The 18,675-nt window shown below is 76.6% G+C and carries 15 protein-coding genes; 6 read left to right on the top strand and 9 right to left on the bottom strand.

The window, feature by feature from the left end:
- Positions 1 to 78: 78 nt before the first annotated feature.
- Genes WCD41_RS22220 through WCD41_RS22210 form a run of 3 tightly spaced genes read left to right on the top strand, consistent with a single transcriptional unit; the run spans position 79 to position 2,065 of the window.
- Positions 79 to 600 carry a hypothetical protein gene (locus tag WCD41_RS22220; RefSeq protein ID WP_337716502.1) on the top strand — a complete coding sequence of 174 codons (522 nt, stop codon included), beginning with the start codon at positions 79 to 81 and terminating at the stop codon, positions 598 to 600.
- A gap of 10 nt (positions 601 to 610) precedes the next feature.
- Positions 611 to 1,549, top strand: coding sequence for a YhjD/YihY/BrkB family envelope integrity protein (locus WCD41_RS22215; protein ID WP_337716500.1), 939 nt, complete (start codon positions 611 to 613; stop codon positions 1,547 to 1,549).
- 3 nt (positions 1,550 to 1,552) lie between these two features.
- Positions 1,553 to 2,065 (top strand): DUF1269 domain-containing protein, encoded by a 513-nt coding sequence (locus tag WCD41_RS22210; protein WP_337716498.1) that lies wholly within the window; start codon positions 1,553 to 1,555, stop codon positions 2,063 to 2,065.
- A gap of 33 nt (positions 2,066 to 2,098) precedes the next feature.
- Here WCD41_RS22210 and WCD41_RS22205 read toward each other — a convergent pair whose 3' ends face one another.
- The 6 genes from WCD41_RS22205 to WCD41_RS22180 form a co-directional block, all read right to left on the bottom strand.
- Positions 2,099 to 2,383 (bottom strand): DUF8691 family protein, encoded by a 285-nt coding sequence (locus WCD41_RS22205; RefSeq protein ID WP_337716496.1) that lies wholly within the window; start codon positions 2,381 to 2,383, stop codon positions 2,099 to 2,101.
- 34 nt (positions 2,384 to 2,417) lie between these two features.
- A complete protein-coding gene (locus WCD41_RS22200) occupies positions 2,418 to 5,033 on the bottom strand; it encodes a winged helix-turn-helix domain-containing protein (RefSeq protein WP_337716494.1) in 2,616 nt (871 codons plus the stop codon).
- A gap of 90 nt (positions 5,034 to 5,123) precedes the next feature.
- Positions 5,124 to 7,910, bottom strand: a complete 2,787-nt coding sequence (locus WCD41_RS22195) for a winged helix-turn-helix domain-containing protein (RefSeq protein WP_337716493.1) — start codon at positions 7,908 to 7,910, stop codon at positions 5,124 to 5,126.
- A gap of 4 nt (positions 7,911 to 7,914) precedes the next feature.
- The gene (locus WCD41_RS22190) at positions 7,915 to 9,159 is read right to left on the bottom strand and encodes an MFS transporter (RefSeq protein ID WP_337716491.1); all 1,245 of its coding nucleotides are present in this window, start codon (positions 9,157 to 9,159) and stop codon (positions 7,915 to 7,917) included.
- A complete protein-coding gene (locus WCD41_RS22185) occupies positions 9,156 to 11,222 on the bottom strand; it encodes a winged helix-turn-helix domain-containing protein (protein WP_507237361.1) in 2,067 nt (688 codons plus the stop codon). Before WCD41_RS22185 ends, WCD41_RS22190 begins: the two co-directional genes overlap by 4 nt.
- Before the next feature lie 266 nt (positions 11,223 to 11,488).
- Positions 11,489 to 14,335 carry a sulfatase-like hydrolase/transferase gene (locus WCD41_RS22180; RefSeq protein ID WP_337716489.1) on the bottom strand — a complete coding sequence of 949 codons (2,847 nt, stop codon included), beginning with the start codon at positions 14,333 to 14,335 and terminating at the stop codon, positions 11,489 to 11,491.
- A 144-nt stretch (positions 14,336 to 14,479) separates the two neighbouring features.
- Between WCD41_RS22180 and WCD41_RS22175 the strand changes: the two genes are divergently transcribed.
- Entirely contained in the window at positions 14,480 to 14,710 is a 231-nt protein-coding gene (locus tag WCD41_RS22175) for a DUF8691 family protein (protein ID WP_337716486.1), read from the top strand.
- Between the two features lie 18 nt (positions 14,711 to 14,728).
- On the opposite strand, the gene WCD41_RS22170 is transcribed toward WCD41_RS22175, so the two are convergent.
- The 3 genes from WCD41_RS22170 to WCD41_RS22160 all read right to left on the bottom strand — a co-directional run bounded on the left by WCD41_RS22170 (position 14,729) and on the right by WCD41_RS22160 (position 16,065).
- Positions 14,729 to 14,965 carry a hypothetical protein gene (locus tag WCD41_RS22170; RefSeq protein WP_337716483.1) on the bottom strand — a complete coding sequence of 79 codons (237 nt, stop codon included), beginning with the start codon at positions 14,963 to 14,965 and terminating at the stop codon, positions 14,729 to 14,731.
- Positions 14,966 to 14,983: 18 nt separating this feature from the next.
- Positions 14,984 to 15,508, bottom strand: coding sequence for a potassium channel family protein (locus tag WCD41_RS22165; RefSeq protein ID WP_337716481.1), 525 nt, complete (start codon positions 15,506 to 15,508; stop codon positions 14,984 to 14,986).
- A 92-nt stretch (positions 15,509 to 15,600) separates the two neighbouring features.
- Positions 15,601 to 16,065, bottom strand: a complete 465-nt coding sequence (locus tag WCD41_RS22160; RefSeq protein WP_337716479.1) for a DUF7144 family membrane protein — start codon at positions 16,063 to 16,065, stop codon at positions 15,601 to 15,603.
- Positions 16,066 to 16,203: 138 nt separating this feature from the next.
- Between WCD41_RS22160 and WCD41_RS22155 the strand changes: the two genes are divergently transcribed.
- Both WCD41_RS22155 and WCD41_RS22150 read left to right on the top strand, forming a co-directional pair.
- Positions 16,204 to 17,724, top strand: coding sequence for an MFS transporter (locus WCD41_RS22155; protein WP_337716477.1), 1,521 nt, complete (start codon positions 16,204 to 16,206; stop codon positions 17,722 to 17,724).
- A gap of 67 nt (positions 17,725 to 17,791) precedes the next feature.
- Entirely contained in the window at positions 17,792 to 18,661 is an 870-nt protein-coding gene (locus WCD41_RS22150) for an alpha/beta fold hydrolase (RefSeq protein WP_373695176.1), read from the top strand.
- The last annotated feature ends 14 nt before the right edge of the window (positions 18,662 to 18,675 follow it).

The following is an 18,675-nucleotide window of genomic DNA, read 5'->3' as shown; positions in this document are numbered from 1 at the left end:
GTAGGAACGCGGCCCCGGTCGCGGCTCACCCGTGCGGGGTGAGCACCGGGCGGCGCGCGCTGCCTAGCGTCCCCGGACGTGACCACCTCGCCGGACGCGCCGTCCAGCTCGGCGCCCCACCCGACGACCGCGTTGCGGCGACACCGGCTGCGGGCCGCGGTGTACGGGACGCTCATGGCGATGTCGGTGCTCGCCTACCTCGGTGACCACGAACCCGCTCCCGGCGTCGCCGCCCTGACCGTCGCGGGCACCGGCGTGGCCATCTTCCTCGCCGAGACCTACGGCGGCGTGCTCGCCGGCACCCTGACCGGTCCGCCGCGGTCGGGCCCGCGGGTGCTGCGCTCCGTGGTGGCGGAGAGCGCCGGGACGGCCCTGCCCGGCGTCCTCGCCGGCGTGCTCCTGGGCGTGCTGACGCTGACCGGTCTCGACGTCGCGCTGCGCATCGACATCACCCTGTGGGTCGGCGTCGCCGCCCTGGGCGTGCTCAGCGTGCTCGGCGGCCGCGCGGCGCGGCGCCGGCCCGCGGTCCAGGCGGCGTGGGCGATCGCCTCGCTGCTCGTCGGGGCGTCGATCGTGCTGCTCAAGGCCGCGCTGCACTGAGCGGGCGCGCGTGATGAACCCCGACGGACCACCGCCGCCCTGGCGGGACCGGCTGCGCGACACCCGTGCGCGCTTCGACGAGAGCGGGCTCGGGCACCTGCAGCGGCGGGTCGTCGACACCCAGCTCACCAAGCAGGCGCTGATCCTCGCCGCCCTCGCGTTCATGCTCGTCATCCCGGCGCTGGTGACCCTCGCGGCCGTGCTGCCGCTCGGGCGTCCCGGCGGCGGCGTGACCGCCTTCGCGACACGCCTCGGGCTGACGCCGCAGGCCACGTCGGACCTCCAGCAGCTCTTCCCCGCGCCGACGACCGTGTCGAGCGCGTCGACGTGGTTCAGCGCCCTGCTGACAGTCGTCCTCACCGTCCGGTGGCCGCTCGCGCTCCAGCGCGGCTACGAGCTCGTCTGGAACCTGCCGCACCGGGGCATCCGGACGCTCTGGCGCCCCCTGGCGTGGCTCGGGGGCTTCCTCACGCTCGTCGCCGTCGTCGTCCTCGTCGGTCCCGTCGACGGCGGCCTGCCCCTCGTGCTGGTGATCGTGCTGGGCACCCCGGCCGCGGCGGCGTGGGCGTGGTGGAGCCAGTACCTCCTGCTCGGTGGGCGGGTGCCCTGGGTGCGCCTGCTGCCCGGAGCGGTCGTCGTCGGCGTCGGGCTGGCGGGGCTGCGGCTGGCGGCGCCGCTCGTGCTCTCGCCCCAGATCACCGCGCACTACCGGCAGTTCGGGCCGCTCGGGATCGTGTTCGTGATCCTCTCGTGGTTCGTGGCGTTCGGCGTCGTGATGCTCGGCGGGGCCCTCGTCGGCCACCTCGTCGCCGTCGGCCTGCTCGGGTCGCGCCTGCTGTCACCCCGCGGGGATGAGGTCGCCGCGGACGCCGACCGCGAGAGTCCGGACGAGCCCGCCGCACCGGCCGCGCCGGTGACGGAGGGCGTCCCGTGGCACCGAGGAGGATGACGGATGGCGACCTTGACGGCATGGAAGTTCCCGACCCCGGAGGGCGCGGAACAGGCCCTCTCGACGCTCGAACGGCTCCAGAAGGAGGAGCTGATCCAGGTCATGGACGCGGCCGTGGTGACCTGGCCCGCCGACAGGAAGCGGCCGAAGACGCGCCAGCTGCACGACCTCACGGGCGGCGGCGCCCTCGGCGGCAGCTTCTGGGGCCTGCTCTTCGGCCTGATCTTCTTCGTCCCGCTGCTCGGCGTCGTCGTCGGCGCGGCGGCGGGCGCCCTGGCCGGCTCGCTGTCCGACGTGGGGATCGACGACGAGTTCATCGACGACGTGCGCCAGCAGGTCACGCCCGGGTCGTCGGCGCTGTTCGCCCTGACGGCGAACGCCGTGCAGGACAAGGTCGCGGAGGCCTTCCGGGGCAGCCAGGCCCAGCTGCTGCACACCAACCTCTCCTCCGACCAGGAGGAGCGGCTGCGCGAGGCGTTCTCCGACGTCGACGACGACCGTCCGGTCCAGGTCTGACGCAGCACCCCGGGAGCCCGGCGGGACGTGCCCTCACGTCTCGTCGGGCTCCCGCACCTGCCGCAACGAGACCAGCTCGAGCCCGAGCGACTGGATGCGCTCGAGGATGCCGTGCACCTCGTCGTCGTCGGTCGACCAGCCGGACAGGACGGTCTCCGCGGGCACCTCGGCGACGGCCATGTCGGGGAAGGCGGCCCGCACCCGGTCGGAGAGGCGCCCGCTGACACGGATCTCGAAGCGTCCCGGCACGGCCGCCTCCTCGCTGGTGCTGGCTGGGTCGTCGACGATCGTCGTCCCCGCGGCGCCGGACCGCCTCATCCCGGGCAGGTGAACGGCGGGCGAACCCGGGCGGTCAGACGAGCAGGCCGCGCTCCTGGGCCTCGGTCACCGCGCCCCGCCGCGAGGAGACCCCGAGCTTCGCGTAGATCGACCGGATCTGGGTCTTGACGGTGTTCACCGAGACGACGAGCTCGTCGGCCATCGTCGGGGCGTCCAGCAGGGACGGGAGCAGGGCGAGGACGACCAGCTCGCGCTCGCTGAGCGGCGGCGCGGGCGCGTCGGTGACCGCCGCGCAGGCGGCGGCGACCCGGCCGGCGTGGCCGGTCCCTGCGGGCTCCCCGAGGAGCAGCACGCGGGTGCGGGGGCCCGCGAGCGCGAAGGGGCGGACCAGGTCCCGGTCGCGGCCGACGGCGAGGGCGGTGGCGAGCGCGGCGCGGCCGCGGGCGGCGTCGTCCGCCCGCAGCGCGGCCTCGGTCTCGAGCAGCGCCGCCTCGACGACGACCGTCGCGGGCGGGCAGGCCGGGGTGGGGCGACGGAGCGGGGCCACGGCCGCCGACGCCGACTCCCAGCGGCCCGTGGCGGCCTCGGCCCGGGCCCGCAGGAGCACGGTCTCGTCGCCCTCCCCGCCGAGGCGCCCGGCCAGCCAGCCGACCACTTCACCGGCGACGCGCAGGTTGCCCAGCCGCAGCGCCCCGCGGTGCTCGAGCAGCGCGAGCGCGCCCGCGAGGGGCGCCGGGAGCGGCGCGTCCCCGAGCGCGATGCGGGCGTCGCGGGCCTCGGTGAGCCCGGCGCCGCGGCGGCCCAGGTCGCCGGCGGCGGCGCCGTGGACCGCGTGCAGCGCGTAGCGGTCCGCGGGCGCGAGCCGGCCGGGGAGGCCGAGGACGTCCGCGCAGCGGCCGGCGGCCCGGCCGGGGTCGCCCCGCAGCAGGTCGGACCAGGCGAGCAGCGCCGCGGTCCGCGCGGTCCGGGACGGCGGGCCCCCGCGGTCCAGGGCGGCCTCGCCGGGTCCGGTCACCCCACCCGCGTCGCCCTCGGCCACCGCGGCCAGCGCGAGCTCGCCGAAGGCGGCGACCTCGAGTCGGACGAGCCGGTCCGTCCGCGCCGGGACCAGCGCCCGGTGGAGTTCCGTGCGGGCGGTCGCGGTGTTCGCGGGGGAGGCGGCGAGCAGGGCGGTGCCGCGGGCCAGGTGGAGCAGTCCCGCCAGTCCGGCGTCGTCGGGCTCGGGTGATGCCGTCCGTGCCGGGTCGCCCGATCCGATCCCGACGCTGCCCGCGAGGAGCTCGGCCGCGGCCCGCAGGGCGGTGAGGGACGGTCCGGGCGCGGCGGGCCAGGCCCGCGCGGCGACGCGCATCCGGGCCGCCGCGGCCGCGTGCTCGCGGGCGTCGAGGTGGACGAGCGCGGCGACCAGGGCGAGGCGGGGATCGGCGTCGACGACCGCGGCGCCCACCAGGTCCAGGGCCCGGCGCAGCGCGGGGAGCTCCCCACGCTGCAGGAGCGGGACGGCGAGCCGCTCGAGGAGCTCGGCGGTCAGGGCGGGGTCGCCGGCGCGCTCGGCGTGGTGCAGGGCGTGGGCGGGGTCGTCGTGGGCGGGGCCGTCGTGGGCGGGGTCGTCGTGGGCGGGGTCGTCGTGGCCGGCCCACCACCGGGCCGCCGTGGCGTGCTGCTGCCGGTGACGCTCGGGGCGTCGCCGCGCGAGGTCGGCGGCGAGGTGGAAGCGCAGGAGGGCGTGGACGTGGTGCTCGCCGGGGCCGGCGCGGTCGACCATCCCGAGCCCGTGCCCGAGCTCCTCGAGCCGCAGGACGACGTCGTGGCGTCCGGTGAGCGCCACGGCGAGGGCGTCGGGCAGGCGACGGCAGACGCTGAGGTCGTCGAGCAGCTCGCGGTCGTCGGGCGCGAGCCCGTCGAGGAGCTCGCCGCCGAGGTAGTCCGCGACCGACCGGTCGTCCCCGGAGAACCGGTCGAGCAGGGGGCCCTCGGGTCCCTCGCCGCTGCGCAGGGCGAGCACCGCGAGCCGCAGGCCGGCCGCCCAGCCCTCCGTGCGCCGGTGCAGCGCGTCGACGTCGTCGGCCTCCAGGGCGACGCCGCTGGCGGCGGCGAGCGCGGCGGTGGCGTCCACCGAGAAGCGCAGGCCCTCGGCGCGCAGCTCCCGCAGCCCGTCCTCGAGGCGGAGCCGGGGCAGCCCGACGGCCGGGTCGGACCGCGCGGCGAGCACGAGGTCCACCCCGGCGGGACGGTGGCGCACCAGCCGGGCGAGCGCCCGGACGCCGGCCTGCCGGTCGGCCAGCACGTGGACGTCGTCGAGGACGAGACGGATCCGCGGGCACAGCGTCCCGAGGCCCTCGAGCAGGGCGTCGGCGAGGTCGTCGCCGGTCGCGTCCCGGCCGGACAGGTGGCGCAGGGGGTGGTCGGCCGGGACCGCGCCGGTGGCGAGCACCGCCGCGAGCACCACCGACCAGAAGCGGTCCGGGTCGGCGTCGTCACGGTCCAGACTCGCCCAGGCGGTCGGCGGCCCGTCGCCGTGGCGGGCCCACTCGGCCAGGAGCACGGTCTTGCCCGACCCCGCGGGGGCGATCAGCGCGACCAGCTGCCCGGGCCGTGCCGCGGCGAGGTGCCGCCACAGCGCCGGGCGGGGGACCAGCCAGGTGGGCAGCGCCGGCACGGCCGTCCTGCTCGCGGGGATGCGGACCATGACCACGGAGGGTGGCGCTCGGCCGGGTGAGACGGCGTCCCTCGCCGAGGATGAGGCGGATGAGGGTGAGCTGGTCGCGAGCATGACCACTCACAGCAACTCGAGCTCGCGCGCCCGGCGCACCGCGTCCCGGCGACCGGAGGTGCCGAGCTTGCGGTACACGGCCCGCTGGTGGGACTTCACGGTGTTGACCGAGACGTAGAGCTCGGCGGCGATCTCCGGGTTCGACAGGGTGCTCGCGAGGTAGCGCAGCATCGTCGCCTCCCGTTCGGTCAGCGGCTCGGCGAGGGCGCGCCGGGGCGGGGTGTGGTCCGCGGGCCCGCCGGTGCGGCGCTCGAGCAGGTCGACCGCGAACCCCACGGCGCCGCTGCCGAGGTCCACCCGCCGGCGCAGGACCTCGGCGAGCGCCGGCTCGGCGAGGAAGGGGCGCCGCAGCCCGTGCGGCGCGGCGGCGAGGAGGGCGTCCTCGAGCAGGGTCAGCGCGCGCTCCGGGTCGCCGGCGCGCGCGGCGGCGAGCGCCGCGACCACGCCCGCGCCGGCCCGGACGCGGGGGAGCGGGCTCGCGGTCGTGTCGCCCAGCGCCTCCTCGACGCCCGCGTCCCCGAGGTGCAGCAGCAGGCGGGCGGCGGCGATCCGCCCGCCGTCGGTCCGCGGCGTCCCGAGGCGGGCGGCCACCGCGCGCGCCGCGTCGGGGTTGCCCGTCCGGGCGAGCAGGTCGGCCTCGCCGAGGCGCCACTGCTCGGCCAGCGGTCGGGGCGGTGTCCACGATCCCGCCCGCGCGCCGGCGGCCCGCAGCCGGGCGAGGGCGTCCTCCGGATCACCGGCGGCGTCCTGCCGGGCGGCGAGCGCCAGCGACCGCGCGAGCTCGACGTGCGGTTCGGGGGCGACCTCCTCGACCTCCGCGAGCCGGGAGAGCCAGCTCCCGCCGGCCCCGGGCTCGTCGCGGTCGAGCACCAGCCGGGCCATCGCCAGGTAGGCGGGGGCGACCTGGGGCATCCGGGACCACCCTGCCGCGTCGGCGGTCGCGACGACCGCGCGGACCCGCGACTCCGCGGCGTCCAGCTCGCCGCGCTCGCAGGTCAGCAGGGCGAGGTGGGCCGCGGCGTTCACGCGGGGGAGCGTCGGCGGCCCGGCGCCGTCGGCGATCTCGCGCAGGTGGCCGTCGGCGGCGGCGAGGTCCCCGGTCCAGAGCTCGGCGGTCCCGAGGTTGGCGAGCACGACCGCCGGCACGATCGCCGCGTCCAGCACGCCGTACCGGTCGAGGGTGGCCACGTCGAGGGTCACGGCGCGGAACGCGAGGGCGACCGCGTCGAGGTCGCCGCGGGCCCGGGCGTGGGCGGCCTCGATGAGGGAGTGGTGGACCGCGAGGCGCTGCTGCCGGCGCTCGCCGAGCGCGCCGGCCCCCCGGCGGGCCGCGGCGAGCAGGGACGGGACCTGCGTCCTGGCCCCGATGGCGACGCGGGCGCCGGCGAGCGCGGTCGCCAGTTCGGGGCGCTCGAGCAGGACCGGCTCGGGGATCCCACCCAGCACCCGGATGACCTCGTCGGCGGAGCCGCGCAGCACGAGCAGGGCCAGGTGCGCGGCGACGACCTCGGCGGCGAGGGCCCACAGCTCGCCCCGGACCGCCGAGCGCAGCGCCTCGAGCGGCATCCCGCGCTGCCGGAACCAGTCCGCGGCCCGGCGGTGGCGCTCGCGCCGGTCGCGTCGCGACGCCGGGCGCGCGCGCAGGACGTCGAGCACGAGGCGGTGGAGCCGGTACCAGCGCCCGGGGTGATCGAGCGCCTGGACGAACAGGTGCGCCGCGGAGAGCTCGGCGAGCAGCGCCTCGCCGTCGGTGCCGCCGGTGATCGCGTCCGCGAGGTCGGCGCTGACGAGGTCGACGACGCTGATCCGCTCCAGGAACGTCACGAGCTCCGGCGGCTGGCGCCCGAGGACCTCGTCGAGCAGGTAGCCCGAGACGCTGTGCGCGTCGCCCGAGAACGCGGCGACGGCGGCGTCCACGTCGGGGCGTGTGGCGAGGTCCAGCGCCGCCAGGCGCATCCCGGCGGCCCAGCCGCCGGTCCGGGCCACCATCTCGCGGACGTGGTCGGCCGCGGCGTCCACGCCGAGCTGGGCGAAGAGGGCGGCGGCCTCGTCGTCGAGGAAGGCGAGGTCGTCGGGCCGGACCTCCGCGACCAGACCCGCCAGCAGCAGGCGCGTCCGGGGCCACGGCGGGTCGTGCCGCGTGGTGGCGACGAGCGCGAGCGACGGCACGGGCCGCTCGACGAGGCTGCGCAGCCCGGCGTGCACCGCCGGTGACGTCACCTCGTGGAGGTCGTCGAGGACGAGGACCACCGGGCGCTCGGCCTGCCGCAGCGCGTGGGCGAAGGCGCCGGGCAGCTCCTCGGGGTCGGCGGGACCGAGCTCCACGCGCCGCAGCGCCGCGGCGGTCGCCGGCCCCGCCGTCGGCCCCACCGCGCGGGCCAGGGCGGCCCAGAACGCCCGGGGCTCGTCGTGACCGGCGCCGAGCGACACCCAGGCCGTCCCGCGGTCCCCGCCCGCGGCGAGCCACGAGCCCACCAGCAGCGTCTTCCCCCAGCCGGCCGGCCCGACGACGAGCGTCATCGCCGCGTCCGCGACGGCCCGCTCGAGGCGGGCGTGCAGCCGGGGGCGGTCGACGACGTGCGTGGCCACCGGGACGGCGTGCTCGGCGTCGGTCGGCCCGTCGGTGTGGGGACCGGTACGGGGAGGGTGCGGGAGCGGGACGGCGGCGGTTCCCGCGGTGGCCGCGGTGGCCGGGGTGGCCGGGGTGGTCGGGCTGGTCGGGGTCGTCGGCGCAGCCGGCCAGGGACCCGCGACGACGGGCCCGGACGAGCCGGCGGCACGGCGGGTGGCCACGGTGCTACCCCCCGCCCGCGGGGACGGCGTCCGCGGTGAGGCCCGCGGCGCGGTCCCCGGGGTACGTGCGTGCCGCGGCCAGGAAGGCGCCGGCCGCGACGACGCCGAGGCAGGCCATGACGGCGAACGTCGTGGTGAGCCCGACCGCGTCGGCGAGGACGCCGGTGAGGACGGGGCCGACGGTCAGACCGAGGAGGTTCTGGGCCACGACGAGCACCGAGACCGCGGTCGCCCGCACTGCGGGACGGGTCACGTCCACGACCACGGCCGCCGCGGGCCCGACCGCCGCGGTGACGGCCGCCGCCCCGAGCAGCACGAGCACGACCCGGGCGGGGCCGGCGGGCACCAGCGTGAACGCCGGGACGAGCAGGGCGGTGGTGGCCAGGCCCGCGAGGACGGGCGTGCGCAGCCGTGCCCCGGGGTCGTGGCGGGCGGCGCGGTCGGTGAGCAGCCCGGCGCCCGCGGTGCCGGCCACCCCGGCCAGCATGACGACCGCCGCCAGCCCACCGGCCGGGACCGGGCCGAGGTGGAGGTCGCGCTCGAAGTGCGTCGGCAGCCAGGTGTAGAGCGACGACGCGACCACGAGCAGCAGCACCATGCCCGTGACGGCGGTGACGAGCGTCGGCGTGCGCAGGAGCCCGGCGACGGCCCGCGGCCCGCGGGGCGCGGCCCGGACGGTCGGGTAGTCGCGCACCCGCAGCACGGCGAGCGCGAGCAGCAGCCCCGGCACGACCATGATCGCGACGGCCCACCGCCAGCCCCACTGGGCCGCCACCACGCTGCCCAGGACCATCCCGACGACGGTGCCGAGCGGCCCGGCCGCCTGGAAGACGCCGAGGACGCCGGCCCGTCGCCGCGGCGGGAAGACGGTGGCGAGCAGGGCACCCCCGGCCGGCCCGTAGCCCGCCTCGCCGGCCCCGACACCGATCCGGGCGGCGAAGAGCGCCCCCGGGCCCGGGGCGAGCGCCGAGGCCGCCGCGGCGGCGCTCCACACCGTGCCCATGAGCGCGATGGCCCGCGTCCGGCTCCACCGGTCGACGACCGCGGCCACGGGCAGCGCGCCCAGCGCCACGGTCAGCGTCACGACGGAGACGAGCGCGCCGAGCGTGGTGTCGTCCAGGCCCCACTCCCGGCGCAGGTAGGGGAACGCCGCGACGAGGACCTGCCGGTCGGCGAAGTCGACCAGCATCAGCGCGGCGAGCAGCGCGAGGACGGTGCGGGGGGACGGGGGCGGGCGGGACCCGCTCATCCCAGGAGACCCTGCTCGTGCGCGACGAGCACGGCGTCCCGGCGCGTCGTGACCCCGAGCTTGCCGTAGAGGGCGCGGACGTGGGTCTTGATCGTGTTGATGGAGACGTCGAGGTCGCCCGCGATCTCGTCGAGGCTCTCCAGCGAGGGCAGCCGGGTCAGGACATCGTGCTCGCGCACGCTCAGCGCGATGCCGGCGGGGGACGTCGCGCCGGCGGCGAGGGCCCGCGCGACGAACGCGGCGCGCGGCGCACCGGTGGCGAGCTCGTCCACCAGCAGCGCCCGCACCCCGGCGTCGGCGTGGGCGAAGGGGCGCAGCACGTCGTGCGGTGCGGCCAGGCCGACGGCCTGACGTGCGGCGGCCCGGGCGCCGGGACGGTCGTCGCGGGCGAGGCGGCCGGCGCTCTCCAGGAGCCAGGCCTCCACGTCGAGCGCGTACGGCGTCGGGCGCGGGCGGCGCGCGAGCAGCGGAGCGACCGCCTCCCGGGCGCCCGCCGGGTCGCCGGCCGCGACCGCGGCCCAGCCCCGCACGAGGCCGAGGGCGGGACTCCCGGGGTGCCGGCCGGCGAGCCAGCCCGCCACGGCGCCCGCCGCGGTGGGGTGGCCGAGTGCGAGGGCCGCCCGGTGCTCGAGCAGCGCCGCGACCGCGGCAAGGCCCCCGGGCACGGCGGTGTCGCCGAGCTCGGCACGGGCCGCCTGCAGCTCGAGCAGGCCTGCCGTGCGGTCGCCGAGGTCGACGGCGGCTCCGCCGCGCGCGATGCGTGTCGCGAACCGCACCGCCGGGACCAGGTCGCCCCCGTCGTGGGGTGTCGCGCGGGCCGCGGCCGGGTCGGCGCGCAGCAGCGCGGCGTGGGCGGCGACGGCCCGGGCGACCGCGGTCCACGGTGCGAGGGCGGGCCCGTCGGCCCCGTGCTCCCCGACGACCCGGTCCGCGGCCTCCCGGGCGCGGGGCCCGTCACCGGCGAGCCACAGCGCGGCGGCGAGCAGGGCGCGGCCCCGGTGGGCGAGGACCTCGAGGCCGAGGCGGTGCGCCGCCGCGAGGCCCGCCCCGAGCTCGGTGCGGGCGCGCGGCGCGTCGCCGGCGAGGAGGGCGGCCGCACCGCGCCCGACCCGGACGTGCGCGGCCAGTGCGGGCTCGGTGGGGGCCGGTTCGGTGGGGGCGGGCTCGGACGTCGCCCGCGGGCCGAGGGAGGTCCGGCGGCCGAGCACCCGTTCGGTCGCGACGAGGAAGGCGTGGGCGTCGGGGTCGCGGGAGCGGTCACGACGTGCCCGCCGCAGCGCGGCCCGCGCCCCGTCGTGCTCGCCGCGGGCGAGGTGGACGTGGGCGGCGACGACCGCGAGGCGGGCGTCGCGGGGTTCCGCCGCGTCGCCGGGTCCGGCGGCCCGTGCCGCGCTCACGGCGCCCGCCGCCGGCCCGGGCTCGCCGCGCCCGGCGAGCCACGGTCCCCAGCGTCCGGCGAGATCGGCGAGGAGCGCGCCGTCGCCCGCCCGGGCCGCGTGCCGCATCGCCTCGACCGGTTCGCCCTGCTCGGTCCACCAGCGCGCCGCGGCCGCCTCGAGCCCGGGCACGAGGCCCGCGTCCCGCCGCCCGAGGTCGGCGACGAGGTGGGACCGCAGGAGCTCCGGGAGGCGATAGGGGTCGCCACGGGTCCCGCTGCCCGTCACCAGGCCCGTGTCGCGGGCGAGGGCGTCGAGCACCTCCGTCGCGTCCGCCCGCCCCGTGAGCCGCGGGGCGAGCGCGGCCGGGACCCGGGCGGCGACGCTGATCCTGCGCAGGACCTCGCGCCGGGTCTCGGCGAGGCCCGCGAGGACCTCGTCGACGAGGTAGTCGGCGACCGGGCGCTCGTCGCCCGAGAAGCCGGCGAGGAACCGGTCGGGGTCGGGGTGGTCCCGCAGCGTCAGCGCCGCCAGGCGCAGCCCGGCCACCCAGCCCCCGGTCCGCTCGTGCAGGACCGCCACCTGCGTGTCGGTGAGCTCCGGCCCGCAGGCTGCGAGCAGCGCCGCCGACTCGTCGGGGGAGAACTGCAGGTGACCGGCGCGCAGCTCGGCGACGCGCTCGTCCATCCGCAGGCGCGGCAGCGGCAGCAGCGGGTCCCGGCGCCCCGCCAGCACGAGCCGCAGCTGCGGGGTCGCGTCGCGCAGCAGCGTGGCCAGCCCGTGATGGGAGATCGGGTCCGTGAGGTGCTGGACGTCGTCGAGCACGAGCCGGACCGGCGTGGGCAGGGCGGTGAGCGCCTCGGTGAGCTCGTCGAGGAACTCCGGGGCCACCGTCGACCGGGACACCACCAACCGGTGCAGCCGGCTGGACGACGGCACCGCGGGCAGGGACGTCAGCGCCCCCAGGACGGCGCTCCACAGCCGCCGCGGGTCGCGGTCCTCGGGCTCCAGGCCCACCCAGGCCGTCGTCCGGCCGACGTCGTCGCGCAGCCACGCGGCGAGCAGCGAGGTCTTGCCGAAGCCCGGCGGCGCGGAGAGCAGCACGAGGTCCCGCTCGGCCCCCCGGTCGAGGACGGCCTCCAGTTCCCGGCGGCGGACGTGCGTGTCCGGGACCTCCGGGGGACCGGTCCGGGACCGGGGGACGTGGGCCATGGAGTTGACCTCGGGTGGCAGGGTGCGCCGTCGCGGTGGGCGTCGACCCTGGCCACGATAAGATCTGCGGGCCTTCTCCGGAATCGGGCAACCTCCTCGATCGGGTGCGCCCCCGGGTGCAGGGACGCCGACGTTCGGCCCAGTCGGCGACGGCACGGAAACGCCTGGTCACGGGCGGTCCTGTTGCCTGCGACTGATCGTCGACGACGGCCCGGGCCTACTGCCGCGCCATGGCCACGCGCAGCCGCTCCTCGGGGTCGAGGAAGTGGTCGTGGTCGTCCGCGCCGACGTCGAGCTGCACCCAGTGGATGCGGCCGGTGAAGCGGCTCGCCGGCCCGGTGTGGTCGGGGCTCACGGGGGTGCCCTCGTCGCGTCCGACGTCGGTCGTCTCGTCGGCGGAGAAGGACCATCGGCTGGGTCATCGCCACGCGCCCGGTCCCGGCCGCGGCGCCGTCCACGAACAGCGACACGTCCCCGCCCTTGGCCAGGCCGCCGCCGTCGTAGGCGAACTCGGCGCGGACCTGGTGGACGCCGCCCGGCACGGGAGCGTCGGCGCGGGCCGTGAAGATCTGGATGCCGAGCACGTTGTAGCAGAACGTCAGTCGGCCCTCGTGGAGATGGACCGACCACCCGCCGAAGCGGCCGCCCTGCGCGATGACCACGCCGTCGGCCCCGCCGACCGGGACGTCGACCTCGGCGGTCACCGAGAACGAGCGGTTCTTGATGTTGAGCACGCTGTTCTCCGACAGCCGCCCCATCCCCGGGAAGAACACCTGCGAGGTGCCGCGGATGAGCGTGGGTCGTCCGGCGATCTCGGGGTTGATCCGCTCGGCGGTACGGTCGTCGATCGGGAGGACGCCGTACTTCGTGGCCTCGATGAGCCAGAGCCGCTGCAGGCGGGCGAGCACCTCCGGCTTGTCCGCCGCGAGGTCCCGGGCCTGGCTGTCGTCGCTGTGCCCGTCGTAGAGCTCCCAGACGTCCTCGTCGAACGGCGGCGGCGTGTGGCCCACCATGAGCCAGGGCGTGCGGTGCTTGGTGACCGCGCTCCAGCCCCGGTGGTAGATCCCGCGGTTGCCGGCCATCTCGAAGTACTGCAGGTCGTGGCGCTCCGCCGCGTCCGCGTCGGTGAACGTGTACAGCATGCTGGTGCCCTCCAAGGGGGACTGCAGCACGCCGTTGACCGTGGTCGGCTCGGGGATGCCGGCGGCCTCGAGGATGGTCGGGGCCAGGTCGATGACGTGGGTGAACTGCGAGCGCAGGCCACCGGGGCCCGAGGTGCCGCGCGGCCAGTGCACGATCGTCCCGTTGCGGGTGCCGCCCCAGTGCGAGGCGACCTGCTTGGTCCACTGGTAAGGGGTGTTCATCGCCCACGCCCAGCCCACCGCGTAGTGGTTGTAGGAGCTCGGCGCGCCGAACTCGTCCATCTTGCTGCGCAGGAACTCGGTCGTCTCGAGGGCGGCCATCCCGTCGAAGTTGGCCATCTCGTTGAACGCGCCGTTGACCGTGCCCTCGGCCGAGGCGCCGTTGTCGCCGACGATGTAGTAGACGAGCGTGTCGTCGAGGATGCCCAGGTCCTCGAGCGTGTCGACGAGCCGCCCGACCTGGTGGTCGGTGTGGGAGAGGAACCCCGCGTAGACCTCCATCTGGCGCGCCAGCACCGGCTTGAGCTCGTCGGGCATGTCGTCCCAGGCCGGGATCTCGTCGTGCCGCGCGGTCAGCTCGGCCTCCGCCGGGATCACCCCGGCCTCCTTCTGGCGGGCGAACGTGCGCTCGCGCGCGGCGTCCCAGCCGTCGTCGAACTCGCCGGCGTAGCGGTCGGCCCACTCGCGGGGCACGTGGTGGGGCGCGTGCGTGGCGCCCGGCGCGAAGTAGACGAAGAACGGCCGGTCGGGCATCAGCGCCTTCTGCTGGCGCATCCAGCTGGTCGCGCGGTCGGCGAGGTCCTCGGTGAGGTGGTAGCCCTCCTCGGGGGTCGCCGGGGGCTCGACCGGGGTCGTGCCGTCGTAGAGCGCCGGCTCCCACTGGTTGTTCTCGCCGCCGATGAACCCGTAGAACGTCTCGAAGCCGCCGCCCCCCGACGGCCAGGCGTCGAACGGTCCCATCGGCGACGACTGCCAGACCGGGACCTCGTGGCACTTGCCGAACTGGGCCGTCGAGTAGCCGTTGAGCTTGAGCGTCATCGCCAGCGGGGCCTTGGTGTTCGGCCGGACCGAGCTGTTGCCGGGCGCGGACGTCGCGGTCTCGGTGATGCTGCCCATGCCGACCGAGTGGTGGTTGCGGCCGGTGAGCAGCGCCTGGCGCGTGGGCGCGCAGAGCGCGGTGGTGTGGAAGCGGCGGTAGCGCAGCCCGTGCGCCGCCAACCGGTCCGCGGTGGGGGTGCGGCACGGGCCGCCGAACGTCGACGAGGCCCCGAAGCCCACGTCGTCGAGCAGGACCACGACGACGTTCGGCGCTCCGGCCGGGGGGAGGAGCGGCTCGATCGGGGCGAAGGACGTGTCGGGGTCCTTCGCGTCGTACGTCGTGAGCCCGGGCACCGGCCGGTCCGGGATGGGCAGCATGCCGCGGGCGTGACGGTCGGGTGCACTCATGGTCCCGACGGTCGTGGGGGGTCGGTCGCACCGGCTCACCCCGGCGGGATGAACGCGTCCTCCGAGCGCCGGACCATCCTCGGCGGGTGAGGGTGACCGGTCGCGCGGTGCGCAGGCTGGTGGGCGACACATCGGGGAGGTCCCATGACGGACCGGTGGTACGAGTTCCGCGTCGACGGGAGCCTGCCCGCGCGGTCACGCGAGGAGTTGCGGGACCTGTTCGGCGACATGGAGGTCCGGGAGGTCCGCCCCGGCGCGGTCCTGCGCGGCGCGGTGATCGACGACGCCCACCTGCACGGCATCCTCGAGCAGCTGCGCCTGCTCGGGCTCACGGTGGTGGCGGCGCACCCGCTGCCCGGGACGCCCGAGAGCTGAGGCCCCGCCGGTCGACCCTCAGGCCATCTCGAGCCCCTCGCCGACCTCACGGACGACGCGGTGGACGTGGTCGCGGGCGAGCACGTGCCCGACGCCGACGACCAGCGCCACGGGCCACGCGACGGCATCGACCGCGGCCAGTCCGCCGAGGACGACGACGAACGCCAGCGTCCCGGTCGGCGGCCAGCCGACGGGGCCGAGCAGGGGCACGTCGACCTGCCACGGGCCCGCGGCGTCCGGCGGTGTCTCGGGCATGGCGGTGTTCCTCTCGAGCTACGGGGGCGGGGCGGGGCGGCGCGAGCGGCCGCGGCGGACCGCCTCGAGCATGGAGTTCACGAGCAGGCCGAGGACGAGGAGGTCCGCGACCATCTGGATCGTCACGAGGATCCGGGCCGCCTGGCTCAGCGGCGTGATGTCGCCGAAGCCGACGGTGGCGAAGACGGTGACGGTGAAGTAGAGCGCGTCCACCCGCGTCAGGGGGACCGTGAACATGTCGGGCCGCGCCGCGGAGATGGCGGTGTAGGTCGCGGCGAACAGCAGGAGGAACAGCGGGATCGCGCTCGCGAACGCCTCGACGGCCCGCAGGCCCGGGTACCGCGCGGTGACGATCGCGCGGAGCTGGAAGACGACCATGGCGACGAGGGCCACCAGGCCCAGCAGGAACAGGATCAGCGTCCCGGTGTCCTGGCGGGGGTCGAGCGGCGCGAGGAAGTAGAGGACCACCAGCAGCACGATCGTGATCACGGACCGCGCCAGGACCAGCACGACCCGCCGGGCCGACGGTGACTCGGGCTCCACGGACACCACCCTTCCCCCTGATGCATGCCGAAGGCCCGCCCGTCACCCGGGCGGGCCTCGGCGTGTCCCCTCCGCGGCGTCGACGGTCCGGCTCAGTAGTCCGCGTCGCCCCACGTCACCATCAGCGCGTAGATCACGATGACGTCGAGGACGATCATGATGATCGACCAGAACGGATAGGCCGGCATGAAGGCCAGCTGGACGACCGTGTTGAGCGCCAGCAGGACGATGGCGGTGCCCCGGGCCCAGGACGGCGCGCTGCCGACGAGGCTCAGGCCGGTTGCGAGCACGAGGACGCCGAGCAGGAGGTGGACCCAGCCCCACGCGGTCAGGTCGAACGCCAGGACCCCGGCGCCGGTGAGCGTGACGTAGGTCGGCGAGAACAGCGCGAAGAGGCCCTCGATCACGGCGAAGCCACCGATGATCGTCATCATCACGCCGCCGAAGCGGACCCACCCGCCCATGGTGTCCACACCGCGCGGGGCGACCATGCCGTTCCTCCGGGGCGGGTTCGTTGACGGCCCCGGGACCTGTGACGGGATCTGCTGTTCGGTCATGCTCTCCTCCTGACACGCGTCGGACGTTGCGACGGACCGTCCTCCGGGCGGCGGGGGCGGACCTCACCCGAGCCGGATGAGACGCGCTCACCCGCGGTGGATGAGGTGCGGACCCCCGCCGGGACGCAGGCTCGCCCCATGAGCGACACGAAGGCGCGGGCCACGCACGGCGCGGCGAACGTCATCGGGGTGAGCTGCCTGTCGACGTTCGTCGTGAACGCCAACACCTCGGCCGTGAGCATCCTGCTGCCGTCGATCAGCGCCGACCTCGGCGCCCCGATCGCGCTGCTGCAGTGGGCGGTGACCGGCTACCTGCTCGTCGGGGCCGCCACGATCGTCACCTCGGGCGCGCTCGGCGACGTCTTCGGGCGCCGGCGCCTGTTCGTGGCGGGGCTCCTGCTGTTCGTGGTGTCGTGTGCGCTCATCGCGCTCGCCCCGAACGGCGAGATGGTCGTGATCGGGCGCCTCATCCAGGGCGCGGCCGGCGCCGCCATCCTCGCGACCGGGCTCTGCCTGCTCTCGGTGGCCACCCAGGGCCCCGCGCGATTGCGGGCGGTGTCGCTCTGGGGTGCTGCCTCCGCGGCCGGCGCCGCCGCCGGGCCGGTCGTCGGCGGGATCCTGGCCCAGGCGACGGGGTGGCAGGGGCTGTTCTGGATCGACGCGGCCATCGCGGCGGTCTGCATCCCGTGGGTCGTGACCACCGTGGGCGAGTCCCGCGACCCGGGCCGCCCGCGCTCGGTCGACTACGCCGGCACGGCCCTCGTCGCCCTGATCCTCGCGCCGTTCGTCTTCGCGGTGACGATGGGGTCGACCTGGGGCTGGTTCTCGGCGGGCACGCTCGCGTGCTTCGCGATCGCGGTGGTCGCCACCGTCGGTTTCGTGGTGGTCGAGAAGCGGGTGGCCGCCCCGCTGGTGGACCTCGCGCTGCTGCGCAACAAGCTCCTGGTCGGCTCGACCATCGCCATCCTCATCGGCGCCGGCGCGATCGCCGGACTGTCGTTCCTCATCAGCCTGTACTTCCAGGACCCGTCGACCTTCGGGATGTCGAGCCTGCAGGCCGGGCTGGCGACGCTGCCGTTGGCCGTGGTCGTCATCCTCACCGCGCCCGCGATCACCCCGCTCGCCAACCGCTTCGGCGGCCGCCCGATCGTCGTGGCCGGCTTCGTCCTCGTCACCGCGGGCTTCGTGATGCTCGCGTTCGTGCGGACCTCGTGGTCGTACCTGACGTTCCTGCCGGCCCTGCTCGCCATCGCGATCGGGCTGGGCCTGTCGAACGGGCCCGCATCCTCGGCGGCGACCGCGGCGGTGCCGCCGGCGCAGGTCGGAGCCGCCTCGGGGATCTCGAACATGGCGCGCTACGTCGGCGGCGCGGTGATGACGGCGATCGTCGCGGGGATCTACGCCTCGGTCGACACCGCGCGCCTCGCCGAGGGCGGCGCGCCCGGCGAGTCCCTCGCGACGGCCCTGTCCCGTGCGTGCATCGCGCTCGCGATCGTCTCGGCGATCGGCATCCCGCTCGCCCGCCGCATGGGTCGCAAGCCCGCACCGCGCGTGGTGGAGCTGGCCGCCGCGGCCGCCTCGACGAGCCACACCATCCCGGTCACCGACGAGGCGATCGAGGCCGCGCTCGCACCGCCGGTCGCCTCCCCACGTTCTTGACAACCTGTTGGTTGAACACGAGACTGCAACTCGTTGGTTCGACAACAGGACTCCGGAGGGAACTGCCGTGGCCGAGACGATGGTCCTGCCCGTGGACGGCGCCGAGATCGCCTACGACGTCTACGGTCCGCTCCCGCCCGCCGACGGGCGGCCGGTGCTGCTGATGTTCGGTCAGCCGATGGACGCCTCCGGCTTCCGGGCCCTGGCTGCGCGGTTCCCGGACCGCACGGTCGTCGCCTACGACCCGCGCGGGCTCGGGCGCAGCACGCGGAGCGACGGCCGCACCGACAACACCCCGCAGACCCAGGCCGAGGACCTCCACGCGCTGATCACGGCGCTCGGCACCGGCCCGGTCGACGCCTTCGGCAGCAGCGGGGGAGGGGTGACCGGCCTGCAGCTCGTGACCGCCCACCCCGAGGACGTCGTCACGCTCGTGGCGCACGAGCCGCCGATCAACGGCGTCCTGCCCGACGCCGCGGCCGCCGACCGCGCGAGCAAGCAGTTCCGCGAGGCCTACCAGGCGAAGGGCTGGGGCCACGGGATGGCGGGCTTCATGGCGCTCGGGTCGTGGCAGGGCGAGTTCACCGACGAGTACTTCGCGCAGCCGGCGCCGGACCCCGCGATGTTCGGCATGCCGACCGAGGACGACGGCTCCCGCGACGACCCGCTGCTCTCGAACAGCTCGCTGGCGGTGATCGACTACGAGCTCGACGTCGACGCCCTGGCGGCCGCGCCGACGCGGGTCGTCATCGCGGTGGGAGAGGAGACCGGGGACACCTACACCGCGCGCACCGGCCACGGCACGGCGAAGGCGCTCGGGCAGGAGGCCACGATCTTCCCCAGCCACCACGGCGGGTTCCTCGACGGCGAGTTCGGCTGGCCGGGCAAGCCCGACGAGTTCGCGGCGAAGCTCCGCGAGGTCCTGGACGGCGGCTGAACCACTTCTCGACC

This window comes from Actinomycetospora aeridis (assembly GCF_037400275.1).
Lineage (GTDB): Bacteria > Actinomycetota > Actinomycetes > Mycobacteriales > Pseudonocardiaceae > Actinomycetospora > Actinomycetospora aeridis.
The sequence above is the reverse complement of the archived record's forward strand: the minus strand, read 5'-3'. Positions and strand labels throughout refer to the sequence as shown.